This is a genomic window from Streptomyces sp. B3I8, assembly GCF_030816915.1.
In the GTDB taxonomy this organism is placed as follows: Bacteria; Actinomycetota; Actinomycetes; order Streptomycetales; family Streptomycetaceae; genus Streptomyces.
The window spans coordinates 4,294,570-4,308,583 of sequence record NZ_JAUSYN010000002.1 but is presented as its reverse complement, the minus strand read 5'-3'; the positions used below and the strand labels follow the sequence as shown (position 1 = coordinate 4,308,583).

At 74.7% G+C, this 14,014-nt stretch carries 13 protein-coding genes; 2 read left to right on the top strand and 11 right to left on the bottom strand.

Features of this window, described 5'->3' with window-relative positions; all coding sequences use genetic code 11:
* Positions 1-17: 17 nt before the first annotated feature.
* Complete coding sequence (rocD, locus tag QFZ64_RS21335) at positions 18-1,244, top strand: ornithine--oxo-acid transaminase (RefSeq protein WP_307068081.1); 1,227 nt, start codon at positions 18-20, stop codon at positions 1,242-1,244.
* A gap of 9 nt (positions 1,245-1,253) precedes the next feature.
* Here rocD and QFZ64_RS21330 read toward each other — a convergent pair whose 3' ends face one another.
* Genes QFZ64_RS21330 through QFZ64_RS21320 form a run of 3 tightly spaced genes read right to left on the bottom strand, consistent with a single transcriptional unit; the run spans position 1,254 to position 4,333 of the window.
* Positions 1,254-2,519 carry a glutathionylspermidine synthase family protein gene (locus QFZ64_RS21330; protein WP_307068079.1) on the bottom strand — a complete coding sequence of 422 codons (1,266 nt, stop codon included), beginning with the start codon at positions 2,517-2,519 and terminating at the stop codon, positions 1,254-1,256.
* A gap of 13 nt (positions 2,520-2,532) precedes the next feature.
* Positions 2,533-2,877: a hypothetical protein gene (locus tag QFZ64_RS21325; RefSeq protein WP_307068077.1), complete on the bottom strand. Its 345-nt coding sequence runs from the start codon at positions 2,875-2,877 to the stop codon at positions 2,533-2,535.
* 46 nt (positions 2,878-2,923) lie between these two features.
* Complete coding sequence (locus QFZ64_RS21320; RefSeq protein WP_307068075.1) at positions 2,924-4,333, bottom strand: PLP-dependent aminotransferase family protein; 1,410 nt, start codon at positions 4,331-4,333, stop codon at positions 2,924-2,926.
* 47 nt (positions 4,334-4,380) lie between these two features.
* Between QFZ64_RS21320 and QFZ64_RS21315 the strand changes: the two genes are divergently transcribed.
* Positions 4,381-4,893: a carboxymuconolactone decarboxylase family protein gene (locus QFZ64_RS21315; protein ID WP_307068074.1), complete on the top strand. Its 513-nt coding sequence runs from the start codon at positions 4,381-4,383 to the stop codon at positions 4,891-4,893.
* Between the two features lie 94 nt (positions 4,894-4,987).
* Here the strand turns inward: QFZ64_RS21315 and QFZ64_RS21310 are convergent, their stop codons facing one another.
* The 8 genes from QFZ64_RS21310 to QFZ64_RS21275 all read right to left on the bottom strand — a co-directional run bounded on the left by QFZ64_RS21310 (position 4,988) and on the right by QFZ64_RS21275 (position 13,905).
* Entirely contained in the window at positions 4,988-5,899 is a 912-nt protein-coding gene (locus QFZ64_RS21310) for a hypothetical protein (RefSeq protein WP_307068072.1), read from the bottom strand.
* Positions 5,896-6,258: a hypothetical protein gene (locus QFZ64_RS21305; protein ID WP_307068070.1), complete on the bottom strand. Its 363-nt coding sequence runs from the start codon at positions 6,256-6,258 to the stop codon at positions 5,896-5,898. The genes QFZ64_RS21310 and QFZ64_RS21305 overlap by 4 nt, the downstream gene beginning before the upstream one ends.
* A 2-nt stretch (positions 6,259-6,260) precedes the next feature.
* Complete coding sequence (locus tag QFZ64_RS21300) at positions 6,261-8,018, bottom strand: hypothetical protein (RefSeq protein ID WP_307071797.1); 1,758 nt, start codon at positions 8,016-8,018, stop codon at positions 6,261-6,263.
* A 137-nt stretch (positions 8,019-8,155) separates the two neighbouring features.
* Positions 8,156-9,205 (bottom strand): hypothetical protein, encoded by a 1,050-nt coding sequence (locus QFZ64_RS21295; protein WP_307068066.1) that lies wholly within the window; start codon positions 9,203-9,205, stop codon positions 8,156-8,158.
* Positions 9,206-9,363: 158 nt separating this feature from the next.
* Entirely contained in the window at positions 9,364-10,353 is a 990-nt protein-coding gene (locus QFZ64_RS21290; protein WP_307068064.1) for a malate dehydrogenase, read from the bottom strand.
* Between the two features lie 415 nt (positions 10,354-10,768).
* Positions 10,769-11,848 (bottom strand): XRE family transcriptional regulator, encoded by a 1,080-nt coding sequence (locus QFZ64_RS21285; protein WP_307068062.1) that lies wholly within the window; start codon positions 11,846-11,848, stop codon positions 10,769-10,771.
* Between the two features lie 139 nt (positions 11,849-11,987).
* The gene (locus tag QFZ64_RS21280) at positions 11,988-12,659 is read right to left on the bottom strand and encodes a response regulator transcription factor (RefSeq protein WP_307068060.1); all 672 of its coding nucleotides are present in this window, start codon (positions 12,657-12,659) and stop codon (positions 11,988-11,990) included.
* A 112-nt stretch (positions 12,660-12,771) separates the two neighbouring features.
* Positions 12,772-13,905: a sensor histidine kinase gene (locus tag QFZ64_RS21275; RefSeq protein WP_307071796.1), complete on the bottom strand. Its 1,134-nt coding sequence runs from the start codon at positions 13,903-13,905 to the stop codon at positions 12,772-12,774.
* Positions 13,906-14,014 lie beyond the last annotated feature (109 nt).

The following is a 14,014-nucleotide window of genomic DNA, read 5'->3' as shown; positions in this document are numbered from 1 at the left end:
CGGAAAGGGGATCCCCCGTGAGCACCGCCGACGACCTGATCGCCGAGGCCGACGCGCACTGCGCGCGCACCTACCACCCGCTGCCGGTCGTCGTCGCGACGGCGGAGGGCGCCTGGATGACGGACGTGGAGGGGCGCCGCTTCCTGGACTTCCTGGCCGGGTACTCGGCGCTCAATTTCGGCCACGGCAACCGGCGGCTGCTCGACGCCGCACGGGCCCAGCTCGAACGGGTGACGCTGACCTCGCGGGCGTTCCACCACGACCGGTTCGCCGCGTTCTGCGCCGAGCTGGCCGCGCTGTGCGGCAAGGAGATGGTGCTGCCGATGAACACGGGCGCGGAGGCGGTCGAGACGGCGGTGAAGACGGCCCGGAAGTGGGGTTACCGGGTGAAGGGGGTACCTGCGGGACGGGCGAGGATCGTCGTCGCGGACGGCAACTTCCACGGCCGTACGACGACGGTGATCAGCTTCTCCACGGACCCGGAGGCCCGCGCGGACTACGGCCCCTACACGCCCGGCTTCGACATCGTCCCGTACGGCGACCTCACCGCGCTGCGCGGTGCCGTCACCGAGGACACCGTGGCCGTCCTCCTCGAGCCGATCCAGGGCGAGGCGGGGGTGCGGGTGCCGCCGCCGGGCTATCTGGCCGGGGTGCGGGAACTGACCCGGGAGCGGGGCGCGCTGTTCGTGGCGGACGAGATCCAGTCGGGGCTCGGCCGCACCGGACGGACGTTCGCCTGTGAGCACGAGGGCGTGGTGCCGGACGTGTACGTGCTGGGCAAGGCGCTCGGTGGCGGGATCGTGCCGGTGTCGGCGGTGGTGGCCGACGAGGAGGTGCTCGGGGTGTTCCGGCCCGGCGAGCACGGCTCGACGTTCGGCGGCAATCCGCTGGCCTGCGCGGTGGCCCTGGAGGTGCTCGCGCTGCTGCGCACGGGCGAGTACCAGGAGCGGGCGGCCCGGCTGGGCGAGGTGCTGCACCGGCGGCTGTCGGAGCTCGCGCGCGGCACGAGCGGCACCGGTCCGGTGACCCAGGTGCGCGGGCGGGGGCTGTGGGCGGGGGTCGACGTGGACCCGGCGTTCGGCACCGGGCGGGAGATCTCCGAGCGGCTGCTGGAGCGGGGCGTCCTGGTCAAGGAGACCCACGGCTCCACGCTCCGCCTCGCCCCGCCACTGGTGATCTCCGAGGAGGACCTGGAGTGGGGGATCGACCGGTTCGCGGCGGTGCTCGGTGCCCCGCGGGGCTGACGCGACCGCTCAGAGGATGACGTGCGGCAGGAAACGGGCGTACTCGTCGGTGATCAGCCCGGCGGACTCGCGGATGCCGAGGCCCGCCGGCTCGTCGCCGACGACCCATGCGCCGAGCACGACCCGGTTGCCGTCGAAGTCGGGCAGCGGGGCGAACTCCTGGTAGCAGCAGGGCTCGTCCCGCAGGACCACCCCGGCGCCCGCCGCGGCACCGGTGTTCTCTCCGGTTCCCGCCCCGCCGCCCGGCTCGTGCACGGTGATGCCGGCGCCCTCCCGGCCGAGCAGCGGCTTGGCGACGTAGCCGGTGGTGGCGGCCAGTTCGCGGGGGCCGTCGAGGTAGGCGGGGAGCAGGTTCGGGTGGCCGGGGTGGAGTTCCCAGAGGATCGCCAGCAGCGCCTTGTTGCTGAGCAGCATCTTCCAGGCGGGCTCGATCCACAGGGTGCTGCCGGTGCCGCCGCCGTTGTCGAGGGTGGCGAGGACGTGCTCGGCGAACGCGTCGGAGGTGAGCCACTCCCACGGGTACAGCTTGAAGCAGGCGCGGATGAAGCGGAGTTGGTTGTCGACGAAGCGTCCTGAGAGTGTGTCCCAGCCGATCTCCTCCATGGAGATCCAGTCGGTGTCGAGCCCGGCCTGTTCCGCCGTCTCCTTCAGATAGGCGACCGTCATCAGGTCCTCGCCGAGTTCGTCCGCCGAGGAGTGCGCGAAGTACAGCGGGCTGCCCGGCGGGAGCAGCGCGGACTGCTTCCGCCAGGCGTCGACCAGGCGTTCGTGCAGGGAGTTCCACTGGTCGGCGCCGGGGAACCGGTCCTCCATCCAGAACCACTGGGGGGAGGCGGCCTCGACCAGCGAGGTCGGGGTGTCGGCGTTGTACTCAAGGAGCTTCGCCGGGCCACTCCCGTCATAGCGCAGGTCGAAGCGGCCGTAGAGGGAGGGGAGTTCGGCGCGCCGGTGCCAGGCCTCGGTGACGGCCGCGGCGATGCGCGGGTCGGTGATGCCGAGGTCGGCGAATCGGTTCTCCGCGACGATGTGGGCGGCGGCGTCGAGGCACATGCGGTGCAGTTCCCCGACCGTCTCCTCCAGCGCCTCGACCTCGGGCAGCGAGAAGACGTAGGCGGCGCTCTCGTCCCAGTACGGCACCCAGGCGTCGTCGGGGACGGTCTCGCCCGCCGCCCGGGCGGACTCCCGGGCGGGGGGCAGGGTGAGCGGGTAGATCAGTCCCTGGGCCTCGACCGTGCGCTGCCAGTCGGGGCGGGGGGTGAGGATGCGGCGTTCCATGCGGGCTTCCCCCTCAGCTTCCGGAGCCGCCGCCCTTGCCGCCGAACCCGCCCCGTTCGACGCCGCTGCCGCCCGAGGAGCCGTGCCCGGAGCGGGACTTGGTGAGGGAACCGCCGCTGACGCGCTGCCCCTTCTTCGTGCCGCCGTAGTACCAGACGCCGTGGACGCCGGACTTGGTGGAGGAGGAGTCGCAGTACTTTTTGTCGACGGTGCGGTAGCCCTTGCCGGCGGTGTAACTGTCCTTGTCCACGCACCGCTTGTCCGGATCGGACGAGCAGGCCGTGAGCGCGGCGGCGAGCAGCCCCACGCTTCCCAGCACGACCGTCGTGGACCGCATTCGCCGGCGTATGTCCGCCATGTCCGCACTCCCCCGTTGCCGCTGTCGAGCGTCTGCGCGCGGTACCTTACGGCACCGCCCGGCACAGGGCGTCGAGGGCTCCGGACCAGGCGTGGTCGGGGGGCGTGCCGTAGCCGACGACGAGGGCGTCCGCCGCCGGGGCGGGGCCGGCCTGCGGGTGGCGGTGCGAGGACAGACCGTGCAGGGCGAGGCCCTGCCAGACGGCCTCCCGCACCACCGTCTCCTCGGTGCCCGGGGGCAGCCGCAGCACCGCGTGCAGTCCGGCCGCGATGCCGGTGGGCCGCACCTCGGGGGCGCGGACGGCGAGCGCGGCAATGAGCTGGTCACGGCGGCGCCGGTGACGCAGCCGGGAGGCGCGCACATGACGGTCGTAGGCGCCGGAGGCGAGGAACTCGGCGAGGGTGAGCTGGTCGAGGACGCCGCAGCGGCTGTGGCCGCCGGTCGCCTCCGCCGCCTCCCCGGCCAGCGCGGGCGGCAGCACCAGCCAGGCCAGCCGCAGCCCGGGGGCGAGGGCCTTGCTGGCGGTGCCCGCGTAGACGACGCGGTCGGGGTCGAGGCTCTGGAGCGCGCCGACCGGCTGGCGGTCGTAGCGGAACTCGCCGTCGTAGTCGTCCTCCACGACCACGCCGCCGGTGCGCCGGGCCCAGTCCAGGACCTCCGCGCGCCGGTCGGGGTGCAGGGGCACGCCGAGCGGGAACTGGTGCGCGGGGGTGAGGAGGACGGCCCCCGGTCCGCCGCGGGCGGCGGTCAACCCGGTGGTGCGGGTGCCGTGTTCGTCGACCGGGAGGGGGACGGTGCTCAGCCCGGCGCGGGTCAGGACGTTCCAGTGGACGTCGAGGCCGTACTCGTCCACCGCGACCGTGCGCACCCCGCGCTCCCGCAGCACGGTGCCCAGCAGCGACAGCCCGTGGGTGAAACCGGCGCAGACCAGGATGCGTTCGGGGTCGGCGCGCACACCGCGGGCGCGGGCGAGGTAGTCGGCGAGCGCGACGCGCAGTTCGGGGCGGCCGCGCGGGTCGCCGTAGCCGAGGGCCTCGTGCGGGGCGCGGGCCAGGGCGCGGCGGGCGGCGCGGAGCCATTCGGCACGGGGGAAGGAGGCGAGGTCGGGGGTGCCGGGGGTGAGGTCGTACGTGGGACGGACGCGGGCGCGGGGCGGGACCTCGGGGCGGCTGGGTGCGGCGACCGGACGCTCGGCGACCCGGGTGCCGGAGCCCTGGCGGGCGGTGAGCCAGCCCTCGGCGACGAGGTCGGCGTAGGCGTCGGCGACCGTGTTGCGGGCGATCCCGAGGTCGGCGGCGAGGACGCGGGAGGAGGGCAGGCGGGTGCCGGGGGTGAGACGACCGGTGCGGACGTCCTCGCGCAGGGCGGCGGTGAGACCGCGACGCAGGCCGGTGCCGGGGCTCCGGTCCAGTTGCAGGTGGAGGTCGAGTGCGGAAGTGGCCCGCTGATTCGGCATGGAAGTGGACCATACCGTTGGGCTGCCCTGCTCCTAGGGTCGACGGCATGACGACGAACGAGACGATGACGGTGGCGGAGACCGAGTACGCGGCCGAGCACGAGCCCCGCCTGCAGTGGGCCAAGCACGCGCCCGAGGTCTACAAGGCGATGGTCCGGCTGGACGCGGCCGCGGCGGAGGGGCTCGACCCGAAGCTGCGGGAACTGGTGAAGATCCGCGCCTCGCAGCTCAACCACTGCGCGTTCTGCCTGGACATGCACACGAAGGACGCGCTCGCGGCGGGCGAGAGCGTGGAGCGGATCGTGCAGCTCTCGGCGTGGCAGGAGTCGCGGCACTTCTACACCGAGCGGGAGATCGCGGCCCTGGAGCTGACGGAGGCGGTGACGGTCCTGACGGACGGGTTCGTCCCGGACGAGGTGTACGCGCGGGCGGCGGAGCACTTCGAGGAGGGGGAGCTGGCACGGCTGATCGCGGCGATCACCGTGATCAACGCGTGGAACCGGTTCGGGGTGTCGACGCGGATGGCGCCGGGGCACTACCGGCCGGGGCAGCGGGGCTGAAGGGGAGCGCGGGAACCGCGCCCCGAAGGGGCGCGGGGAACCGCGCGAGCAGCCACGGGCGGCCCGCTGCCGCCGGCGCACCGTACCCGCCGAGCTATTCGGCGGCGCCGGCACCGTCCGTCGACAGGTGGGCCAGTGCCACGCGTGCCGTCTCCTCCGTGGCCGACCAGTCGTCCTGCGGCCCCGCCGCGACCATCGCGTACTTCTTGCCGTCGTCCGCGGTGAACGCGTACTCCACGCACTGCTTGCGGGTGCCGAGCTTCTCGCTGTCGTAGGCGTAGACGAGGCGTGCCGCGTCGTCGCCGACGGCGGGGGACGCGTCCTCGGGGGCGGCGCCGCGGTCGAGGGAGATCTCCTCGTACCCGGGCTGCTGCGCGTCCAGGTTCTTCGAGGACTGCCGCACCGCCTCGTAGGGGGTGAGCCCCGGCTCCGTGACGACGAAGATCTGCAGCAGGTCGCGGTCGCCGTCCGTGGCGTAGAAGACGCCGGAGTCACGCTCGGTGCGCTCCCACCCGTCGGGTACGGCCAGCGAGTACCCGGCGGGGTCGTCGACCTGCTGGTAGCCGGCCGGGAGTCCGCCTTCCGTCCCGGAGGGGGACGGGGAGGAGGACGTGGAGGCGGAATCGGAGGTCGGGCCGCCGCCCACGCCGGAGTCCTCGTCCGTGGGGACGCCGTCCTCGCTCGGCGGCGCCGTCGCGGCCGTACGGGTGCGGTCGGAGCCGTCGTCGCCGGTCAGCCGGTGCACGCCGTAGCCGGTGCCGAGCAGGACGACGAGCGCGGCGGCCGCGGTCAGGGTCTTCTGCCGCAGCGCCCGCCCGCCCCCGCCCGGCGGCGGCACGGGCGACGGGACCGTGGGCGCGGCCGGCGGCTCGGGCATGTACGGCAGGTGTTCCGGCAGCGGTGGCGGAAGCTGCGGAAGCGGCGGCGGGGCGGCGGCGCCGGACACACCGGTGTCCTCCCACCGCTGCGTCTCCTCGTTCCAGACGCGCCGTCTCTCGCCGGTCACGACCCGATCCCGAGCAGTCCGGCCACCGCCCCCGCCGAGGCGAGCACGCTCAGCAGGGACTCGGAGTCGGCGAGCAGGGTCCGCAGCCGTTCGCGCCGGGTCGGCCCGGCCTGCCCCGTGCCGGTGATCTCCTCCTCCGTCTCAGCGAGCGCGGTGTCCAGCTCGGCCGTCCGGTCGGTGGAGCGCACCCGGGTCAGATCGGCGCGCAGCTCGCGCACCGCCGCCAGCAGCTCCTCCGTCGCGGCGTCCCGCCCCGGCGCGGTGCCGTGGTGGCTCACCGCGCTGGCGTGGCTGCCGATGGCGAACGTGCTGCCCGAGACGTTCCCCAGGGAGACGCTGGGCTCATTGGTGCCGGCCATCGCTAGTCCGTTCCCTTCTGCGGTGCGGCGGCGCCGCTGCCGCTCTGCGCGGTGGCGTGGTCGCCGACGGCGAAGGTGGAATCCTCCACCGATTCGATGTTCACGCCGCCGTTGCTGATGTTGACGATCTTCTGGACGAATTCGCCGGTCTGGTAACCGGCGTCGGCCAGCGCGGTGCGCACCCCGTGCGCGATCCGGTCCTGCACGGCCCGCAGGTAGCGGTCGACGTCCATCGTCTGGAACAGCGACCCGTCCGGCGCCGCCCCCAGCTCGCGCACCGACAGCCCCGGCCCCTCGGGCAGCGCGCCCGCGTTGCCCGAGGTCACCAGGCGCCAGCCGAACACGACCTGCCGGCCGAGCTGGTACACCGCCGCGGCGGCCGCCGACGGCACCCGCGGCACGGCCCAGGCGGCCTTGCCCAGCAGGCTGTTGTGGTTGTAGCGGTGGGCGGTGCGGTCGGCCTCCTTGAAGTCCTCGCGCACCGGGGTCAGGACGTGCGGGGCGATCTCCAGCATGAGCATCCGGCCCTGTGTGTGGACCCGGACGAAGACGCTGACGATCAGCTCCTCCTCCCAGCCCCCGACCCGCACCCGCAGGAAGTGCCGCCGCTTCTCGGCGCCCTCCTCGACCGCGCGCACCAGGTGGCTCTCGAAGTCCCCGGGGCCGTACGGGGCGTCCTCGCGCCGCAGCAGCCCCTCGACCGGCAGGAACACGCACTCGTCGATCTCCAGCCGGCGCAGCCGGTCGCGCACCGGGTGCTCGGCCGTCGCGGCGGACTCGCGGAGCTGTTCGAGCAGCGGGCGCACGGTCTCCAGGACGGCCCGGTTGCTCAGCGGGCGCTGCTTCTTCATCCCGTCGGGGCGCAGTTCGACGGCGAGCACCCAGGTGTCGTGCGCGGCGCCGGCCCCGCAGAACGGACGGGCCTCGTGGTACATGACCAACGGCTGCCACTGCTCGGCCCGGACGCGCTGCGCCAGCCGCCGGAACCGCCGTCCCTCCGACTGCTCGGCGGGGTCGTCCGCGACCTCCTGGAAGCGCCGCGTCGAGAGCTCGGCGGCCAGCGAGCGGGTGACCTGGCCGCGCTGGGCGACGAGGAAGACGACGGTGAGCGCGAGGACGGCGAGGGTCACCCAGGCGCCCAGGACGCCGAACCACTGGTGCAGGGTGTCGGAGGGCGAGACGTCGGAGCCGCTCGACGTGCCGTACATGTCGTCGTACGAGGGGGCGGCGGAGGTGTCGTCCCCGCCTCCGCACGCGACGTACAGGGCGGCGGCGAGCAGGGCCGCGATGCCGATGCGGCTGTACCAGCGCAGCAGGAAGGCGAACACGCGTCGGTACATCGGCGGGTGCTCGGCCTTGCCGCGCACCCAGGGCGCCGCGGCGGAGTAGGCGCCGAAGACGAGGAAGAGGAGGAGGAAGTACCGGGTGAGCGGCATGCCCACCACCCACAGGCCCAGGATCGCCCCGGACCAGGCCAGTTCCAGCCGGCGGGCGCGCAGGGCGTGCGCCAGGACCCGGGCCGCGTCGAGCCCCAGGGAGGGCGCGGCCAGGCGCTGTTCGTTGAGGTACAGCTCGTCGATGACCTGGTCGCGGTACGCGGAGTCCAGATAGGTCCCGGCGCACAGCAGCCGGGTGGCCTCGCTGGCGTACGGCGGTGTCGCCGGCGGTTCCGGGAGCGACCCGGTGGCCCGGGCGGCGCCGGCCCGTGCGTGCGGGTCCGGCTGTGGCTGTGGTTGTTGCGGCACGTAGGCGGTACTCACGCCCATCCCCCGATGGTCGAAACGCGCGTACATGACACGCGCTGTGATGGACCATCAGCATAGTGCGGCACAGCCGCCCCAGGAAGCGAAATGTCACCGCCGGGCAGCCCAGCGTGACCCCGCGCGCGGCGGGGCGCTCACGTGGCCGGGCAGCTCGCCCCGGTCGGGCAGAACGAGGTGAACGCCGCGTCGAACGGCTCCCGCACGTCCGAGCCCTCCGGGCCGCTGGAGCGGATCGCGTAGAGCGTGCCGTCGGCGGCGGTGAAGCGGCGGTCGACGACCCGGGTGGCGCCGGAGGACGTGTCGTCGTACCGGTAGTCGAGCTCCGCCCAGTCCGGCCCGGAGGAGCGGTCGAGGACGCGGTAGCCGGCGAGTTTCCCGGTGAAGCCGCCGGGGCCGTTCTCGGCGAGGTCCAGGGAGGCGGCGGGGCTCTCCTCGACCACCTCGAAGATCAGCAGGCTGCGCCCGTCGGCGGGCGAGCGGTAGGTGACGACCTCCGCGCTCACCCCGCGCTCCTCCTCGCGCACCCACCCCTCGGGCACGTCCACCCGGTAGCCGACGGGGTCCTCGGCCCGGCGGTACCCGGGCGAGGGCCCCGCGGAGTGGGCGAGGGCCCGCTCGGTGTCCGACGGTGACGGTGGGCCGTCGCCGGTGTCGGCCGGGGGCGCCACCGACCGGTTCCCCGTGGCCGAGCCGGCCGCGGACGGGCGGGCCTGCGCCTGCCGCGCCGAGTCGTCGCGGGTCAGCCACCACACCCCGGCGGCGGCGCCGCTTCCGACGAGCACGGCCAGCACCGCGACCAGCACGAGGGTGGTGCGGGGGCGTCGGGGGTGCGGCCCCGGCGCGGGTACGGATGCGGTCCCGGGGAACGTCGCCGGGACGTACTCCGGCTGCCGGGGGTACGACGGGGCGGCCGGGGGTGGGGGTGGAGGGGCCGCGTACGTCGGAGGGGCCGCGTACGCCGGGGCGGCCGGCGCGTCCGGGACCGACGGCGGACGGACGGTGCCGATCTGCGTCTCGGCGCCGGCCCACCAGGGCCGCTCCTCCCCGTGCCGGGGCGGGCCCGCCTGCCCCTGCTGTCCGGCCTGTCCGGCCTGTCCCGCCTGTCCCGTCGGCGGTTGCGCGCCGACCGCACCCGCGTCGTCGTCGATCCAGCGCTGCTGCTCCGCGTCCCACCGTTGGCGCATGTCCTACCGTCCCCCCCGATCCCGCCCGGAACTCGACGATAGCGGCGTACACGCCGACAGGCCCCGTCCCGTACGAAAACGGGACGGAGCCTGTGCGGAGGGTGTAGGCGCGGCCGGCCGGGCCGGTGGGGCCCGGAGGGCTCAGGGCCCTACGGGAGTCAGATCAGACCGAGGCCGCGGACCGCGTCGCGCTCGTCCGTGAGCTCCTTGACGGAGGCGTCGATGCGGGCGCGCGAGAACTCGTTGACGTCCAGGCCCTGGACGATCTCGTACCGGCCGTCCTTGGTGGTGACCGGGAAGGAGGAGATGATCCCCTCGGGCACGCCGTAGGAGCCGTCGGACGGGACGGCCATGGAGGTCCAGTCGCCGTCGGCGGTGCCGTTGACCCAGGTGTGGACGTGGTCGATCGCGGCGTTGGCGGCCGACGCGGCGGAAGAGGCGCCGCGGGCCTCGATGATGGCGGCACCGCGCTTGGCGACGGTCGGGATGAACTCCTCGGCCAGCCACTTCTCGTCGCCCACGACCTCGGCCGCGGACTTGCCGTCGATCCGGGCGTTGAAGATGTCCGGGTACTGGGTGGCGGAGTGGTTGCCCCAGATGGTCAGGCGCTGGATGTCGGAGACGGTGACGCCGGCCTTCTTCGCGAGCTGGGTCAGCGCGCGGTTGTGGTCCAGACGGGTCATCGCGGTGAAGCGCTCGGCCGGTACGTCCGGGGCGGCGGCCTGGGCGATGAGCGCGTTGGTGTTCGCCGGGTTGCCGACGACCAGGACCTTGACGTCGTCCGCGGCGTTGTCGTTGATCGCCTTGCCCTGCGGCTTGAAGATGCCGCCGTTGGCCTCCAGGAGGTCGCCGCGCTCCATGCCCTTGGTGCGGGGGCGGGCGCCGACGAGGAGGGCGACGTTGGTGCCGTCGAACGCGACGTTCGGGTCGTCACTGATGTCGATGCCCCGCAGCAGCGGGAACGCGCAGTCGTCCAGCTCCATGGCGGTCCCCTCGGCGGCCTTGAGCGCCGGGGTGATCTCCAGCAGGCGCAGCTTGACCGGCACGTCCGCGCCGAGCAGCTGGCCGGAGGCGATGCGGAAGAGCAGGGCGTAACCGATCTGGCCGGCCGCGCCGGTGACGGTGACGTTCACGGGAGTGCGGGTCATGGCGTTCTCCGTAGGAGGGCTGGCGGGGCGGATGATCGATCTCTTGGCGTCAAGAGATCGACGTCAGGCTATCGCGCATCCGGCATCCCGCACGGTCGGGGTCGCTGTGGCCCGGCCCACAGGGGGTGACAGGGGCGTCACGGAGGTCGGCGGCCGCCGGTCCGGGAGAGGAGGGACCGCAGACGGCCGCCGGCCGGGGACCGGAGAGCCCGGATCCCGTGGGGGTACTGTCCGCGTGCCCGGGCTCGGCGCGGCCAACCGCACACAGAGGTGATGGTTCTGTGTGCGAAGGGGGTGGAGGGGAAGAAGGGTGGGTGCTCTCCGGCTCCGGCTCCGGCTCCGGCTCCGGCTCCGGCTCCGGCTCCGGCTCCGGCTCCGGCTCCGGCTCCGGCTCCGGCTCCGGCTCCGGCGGGTCCTACTCCGCGCATCCGTCCAGCCCGGACGCCAGCATCGCGCACACCTCGGCGCCTCCGGCGCCCCCCACCCGCACCATCGGGGTGTACGCGTCCGTGTCCGCCGGGTTCTCCCCGGCCGCTCCGTCCGCTCCGTCCGGCCCGCCCCCGACGGTTCCCCGCTGCACGCGTCCCTCGGCCGTGGCTCCGTCGGGGGCCACCACCCGCACCGTGACCCTGTCTCCCCGGACCGCCCGGGTGATCCTTCCCCAGGCCGCCCCGCACACCTCGCTGTAGCGCACCTCCACCAGCGTCGTCCCCACGGTGACGCTCGTCGTCGTCCGGGCCCGCGCCCCGCCGCAGCCCATCCGCTCGGGGTCCTTGCCGACGCAGGCGTCCCCTGCGCACCGGACCCCGGCGGGCAGTGTCGGCACGGTGCTCGCCGCGGTGGCCGGGGTCGTGGCGCGCGGCCGTGCCTCCGGCCGCCGCTCGCCGTCCGAGGTGAGCCACACCGCGCCCAGCACCACGGCGAGCGTCCCGGCGACCGCCGTGAGGAGCAGCACCGGACGGCGCCGCCGCGCCCCCGGCCGGGGCCGGTCCTGCGCACCCGGCGGCGCGGCGTCCCTCGGGACACCGTCGGCCCGGGGGCCGCTGCCCGACGCCTCGGGCCGCGTCGGCATTGACGACGACGACGGCGGAGTCGGGCCGGCTCCGGCCGCACCACCGGCCACCCCGGGCCGGACCGCCGCGGAGGGGGCGGGCGCGGGATCCGCGAGTGCGTCCCGTGCCCGCGCGATCCGCAGCGCCTGCCTCGTCATGTCCTGCCGTGTCTCCGAGCGGCTCCATGCCCGTTCCGCCGACTCCCACAGCGTGGTGAGGTCCTCGGGGTCGGTCCCCGTGACCTCGGCCAGCGCGACGACCGCGCCCTTGGGCGCGAGCAGCCGCCCGTGGAGATACCGGTCCCAGGACGTCCTGCTGTAGCCCGTCCGGTCGGCCACCGCGGCGACACTCAGCCCGCTGCGGTCCACGAGCCACCGAAGCCGGCCCACGAACTCCCCGAGCCGTGGATCGAGTTCCTCCGGCAGGCCCTTCCACCGAGGCATGACGTCCCCTTCCCCCCTCGCTCCCGGCGCTCCGTACCCGCGCGCCCGGCTCCCCCCGCCCGACGCGCACGAGGACAGGATTCCAGGTCCCGGGGCGGAGCCGCAGCGGGGCACCCGCGGCCCGGCGGCCGCCGGGCCGTCAGCCGCCGGGTGTGACCAGTCCCGTCTCGTACGCCACGACCACCGCCTGGGCCCGGCTGTCCAGGTCGAGCTTGGTCATCGTGCGGTTGAGATGGGTCTTGACCGTGGCCTCGCTGATGTAGAGCCGGTCGGCGATCTCCATGTTGGACAGGCCGCGGCCGATCAGCCCGAGGACCTCCACCTCACGGGTGGTCAACGCGTCCAGTTCCGGCGGCGGTCCGGGCTCCTGGGGGCGATGCCCGAACCGTCCCGCGTACGCCTCCACCAGCCGCCGGGTGACACTGGGCGCGAAGAGGGCGTCGCCGCCCCGTACGGCGGTCACGGCGGCCAGCAGGCGTTCGGGACCCGAGTCCTTCAGCAGGAACCCGGAGGCTCCCGCGCGAAGCGCCCCGTAGACGTACTCGTCGAGGTCGAAGGTGGTGAGCACCAGGACGCGCGGCACGGGGTCGGTGGCCTGGGCGAGGATGCGTTCGGTGGCCCGGACGCCGTCGGTGCCGGGCATCCGGATGTCCATCAGGACGACGTCCGGCAGGACCTCGGCGGCGACGCGGACGGCCTCGTCGCCGTCCTCCGCCTCGCCGACGACCTCGATGCCGGGGGCCGCGTTCAGCAGGCCCACGAGGCCGGCCCGGATCAGGTACTGGTCGTCGACGACGAGCACCCTGATCATGCGCCCCGCCCGCCCGGCCGGTCCGGGAACCCGCACCCGCCACGCCGCCCGACGGTCCCGTACCCGGTCGTCCCGTGCCGGGCCGCCTCACGTCCGGTCGTCCCGTGTCCGGTCATTCCGTCCGGTCGTCCCCCTGTCGAGCGGCCGCGGCCGAGGTCGGCAGGGTCAGCCGTACGGCGAACCCGCCCTCGCTCCGCGGGCCGACGCTGATCGTCCCGCCGTAGAGCTTGGCCCGCTCGCGCATGCCGAGCAAGCCGTGTCCGCCGCCACCGGCGACTCTGTCCGGAATCACCCCCTCCCCGTCGTCGGTGACGGAAACCGTCACGTGGTGCGGGAGGTAGCGGACCTCGACATCGACGGCGTCGGCGTGGCGGGCGTGTTTGAGAACGTTGGTCAGCGCCTCCTGCACGACCCGGTACGCGCACAGGTCCACGCCGGGCGCGAGGGGGCGCGGGTCGCCCTCGACCCGGAGGCCGACCGGGACGCCACCGGCGCGCACGCGCCGCACCAGGTCCTCCAGCCGGCCGAGTCCGGGCATGGGCGCGGCCGGTGCGTCGCCCCGGCCGCCGCCGGGGCCGGTCAGGTCCTCCTCCCGCAGCACCTGGAGCATGCGGCGCAGTTCGTCGAGCGCCTCCGCGCTGGTGCCGGCGATCGTGTCCAGGGCGGTGCGGGAGGTCGTCCGGTCGGAGTCGAACACGAACCGGGCGAGGCCCGCCTGCACCGAGATCACCGACATGTGGTGGGCGACCACGTCGTGCAACTCCCGTGCGATGCGCCCGCGTTCCTCGGCGACCTCGCGGCGGGCCCGCTCGGCCTGTTCGGCGCGCAGCCGGCGGGTGAGTCCGGCGGAGCGGCGGGCCAGGGCGCCGAAGCGGACCAGCACGGCGGAGAACAGCAGGCCCTGGCCGACGACGGACGGCATGGAGGAGCCGTCGGTGACGAGTCCGGCGTAGATCCACAGGCCGGTGAGGACGGCGGCGCAGCACAGGGCGGTGCGCAGCGGGCGCAGGGCGGCCACGGTGTAGAGGGCGAGCATCGGGCCGAAGGTGCACACCACGGGCCAGTAGCCGAGCCCGACGTAGACCGCGTCGGCGGCGCCGACCACGGCGAACACGGTGAGCGGGGCACGGCCGCGCAACGCCACCGGGAGCTGTGACCACGCGATCCAGGGCAGGGCGCGGGCATCGAGTTCCGGCCACCCCTGCGCGGCGGACTCCCGGCCGAGCAGCAGGGCGACGGCGGCCATGGCGAGCGCGGTCAGCGAGTCGACGACGTACGGGGCGTGGAGCACGCGGCGGGCCCCGCGCGCACGGGCGGCGCCCGGAGGGGCGGGACGGGGACGGGTCGGCCGCGGG

Bases quoted from the DNA above. Each gene is read 5' to 3' on its own strand.
- QFZ64_RS21330 (WP_307068079.1), bottom strand. From the start codon at position 2,519: ATGGAACGCCGCATCCTCACCCCCCGCCCCGACTGGCAGCGCACGGTC.
- QFZ64_RS21325 (WP_307068077.1), bottom strand. From the start codon at position 2,877: ATGGCGGACATACGCCGGCGAATGCGGTCCACGACGGTCGTGCTGGGA.
- QFZ64_RS21320 (WP_307068075.1), bottom strand. From the start codon at position 4,333: ATGCCGAATCAGCGGGCCACTTCCGCACTCGACCTCCACCTGCAACTG.
- QFZ64_RS21315 (WP_307068074.1), top strand. From the start codon at position 4,381: ATGACGACGAACGAGACGATGACGGTGGCGGAGACCGAGTACGCGGCC.
- QFZ64_RS21305 (WP_307068070.1), bottom strand. From the start codon at position 6,258: ATGGCCGGCACCAATGAGCCCAGCGTCTCCCTGGGGAACGTCTCGGGC.
- QFZ64_RS21295 (WP_307068066.1), bottom strand. From the start codon at position 9,205: ATGCGCCAACGGTGGGACGCGGAGCAGCAGCGCTGGATCGACGACGAC.
- QFZ64_RS21290 (WP_307068064.1), bottom strand. From the start codon at position 10,353: ATGACCCGCACTCCCGTGAACGTCACCGTCACCGGCGCGGCCGGCCAG.
- QFZ64_RS21285 (WP_307068062.1), bottom strand. From the start codon at position 11,848: ATGCCTCGGTGGAAGGGCCTGCCGGAGGAACTCGATCCACGGCTCGGG.
- QFZ64_RS21280 (WP_307068060.1), bottom strand. From the start codon at position 12,659: ATGATCAGGGTGCTCGTCGTCGACGACCAGTACCTGATCCGGGCCGGC.
- QFZ64_RS21275 (WP_307071796.1), bottom strand. From the start codon at position 13,905: ATGGCCGCCGTCGCCCTGCTGCTCGGCCGGGAGTCCGCCGCGCAGGGG.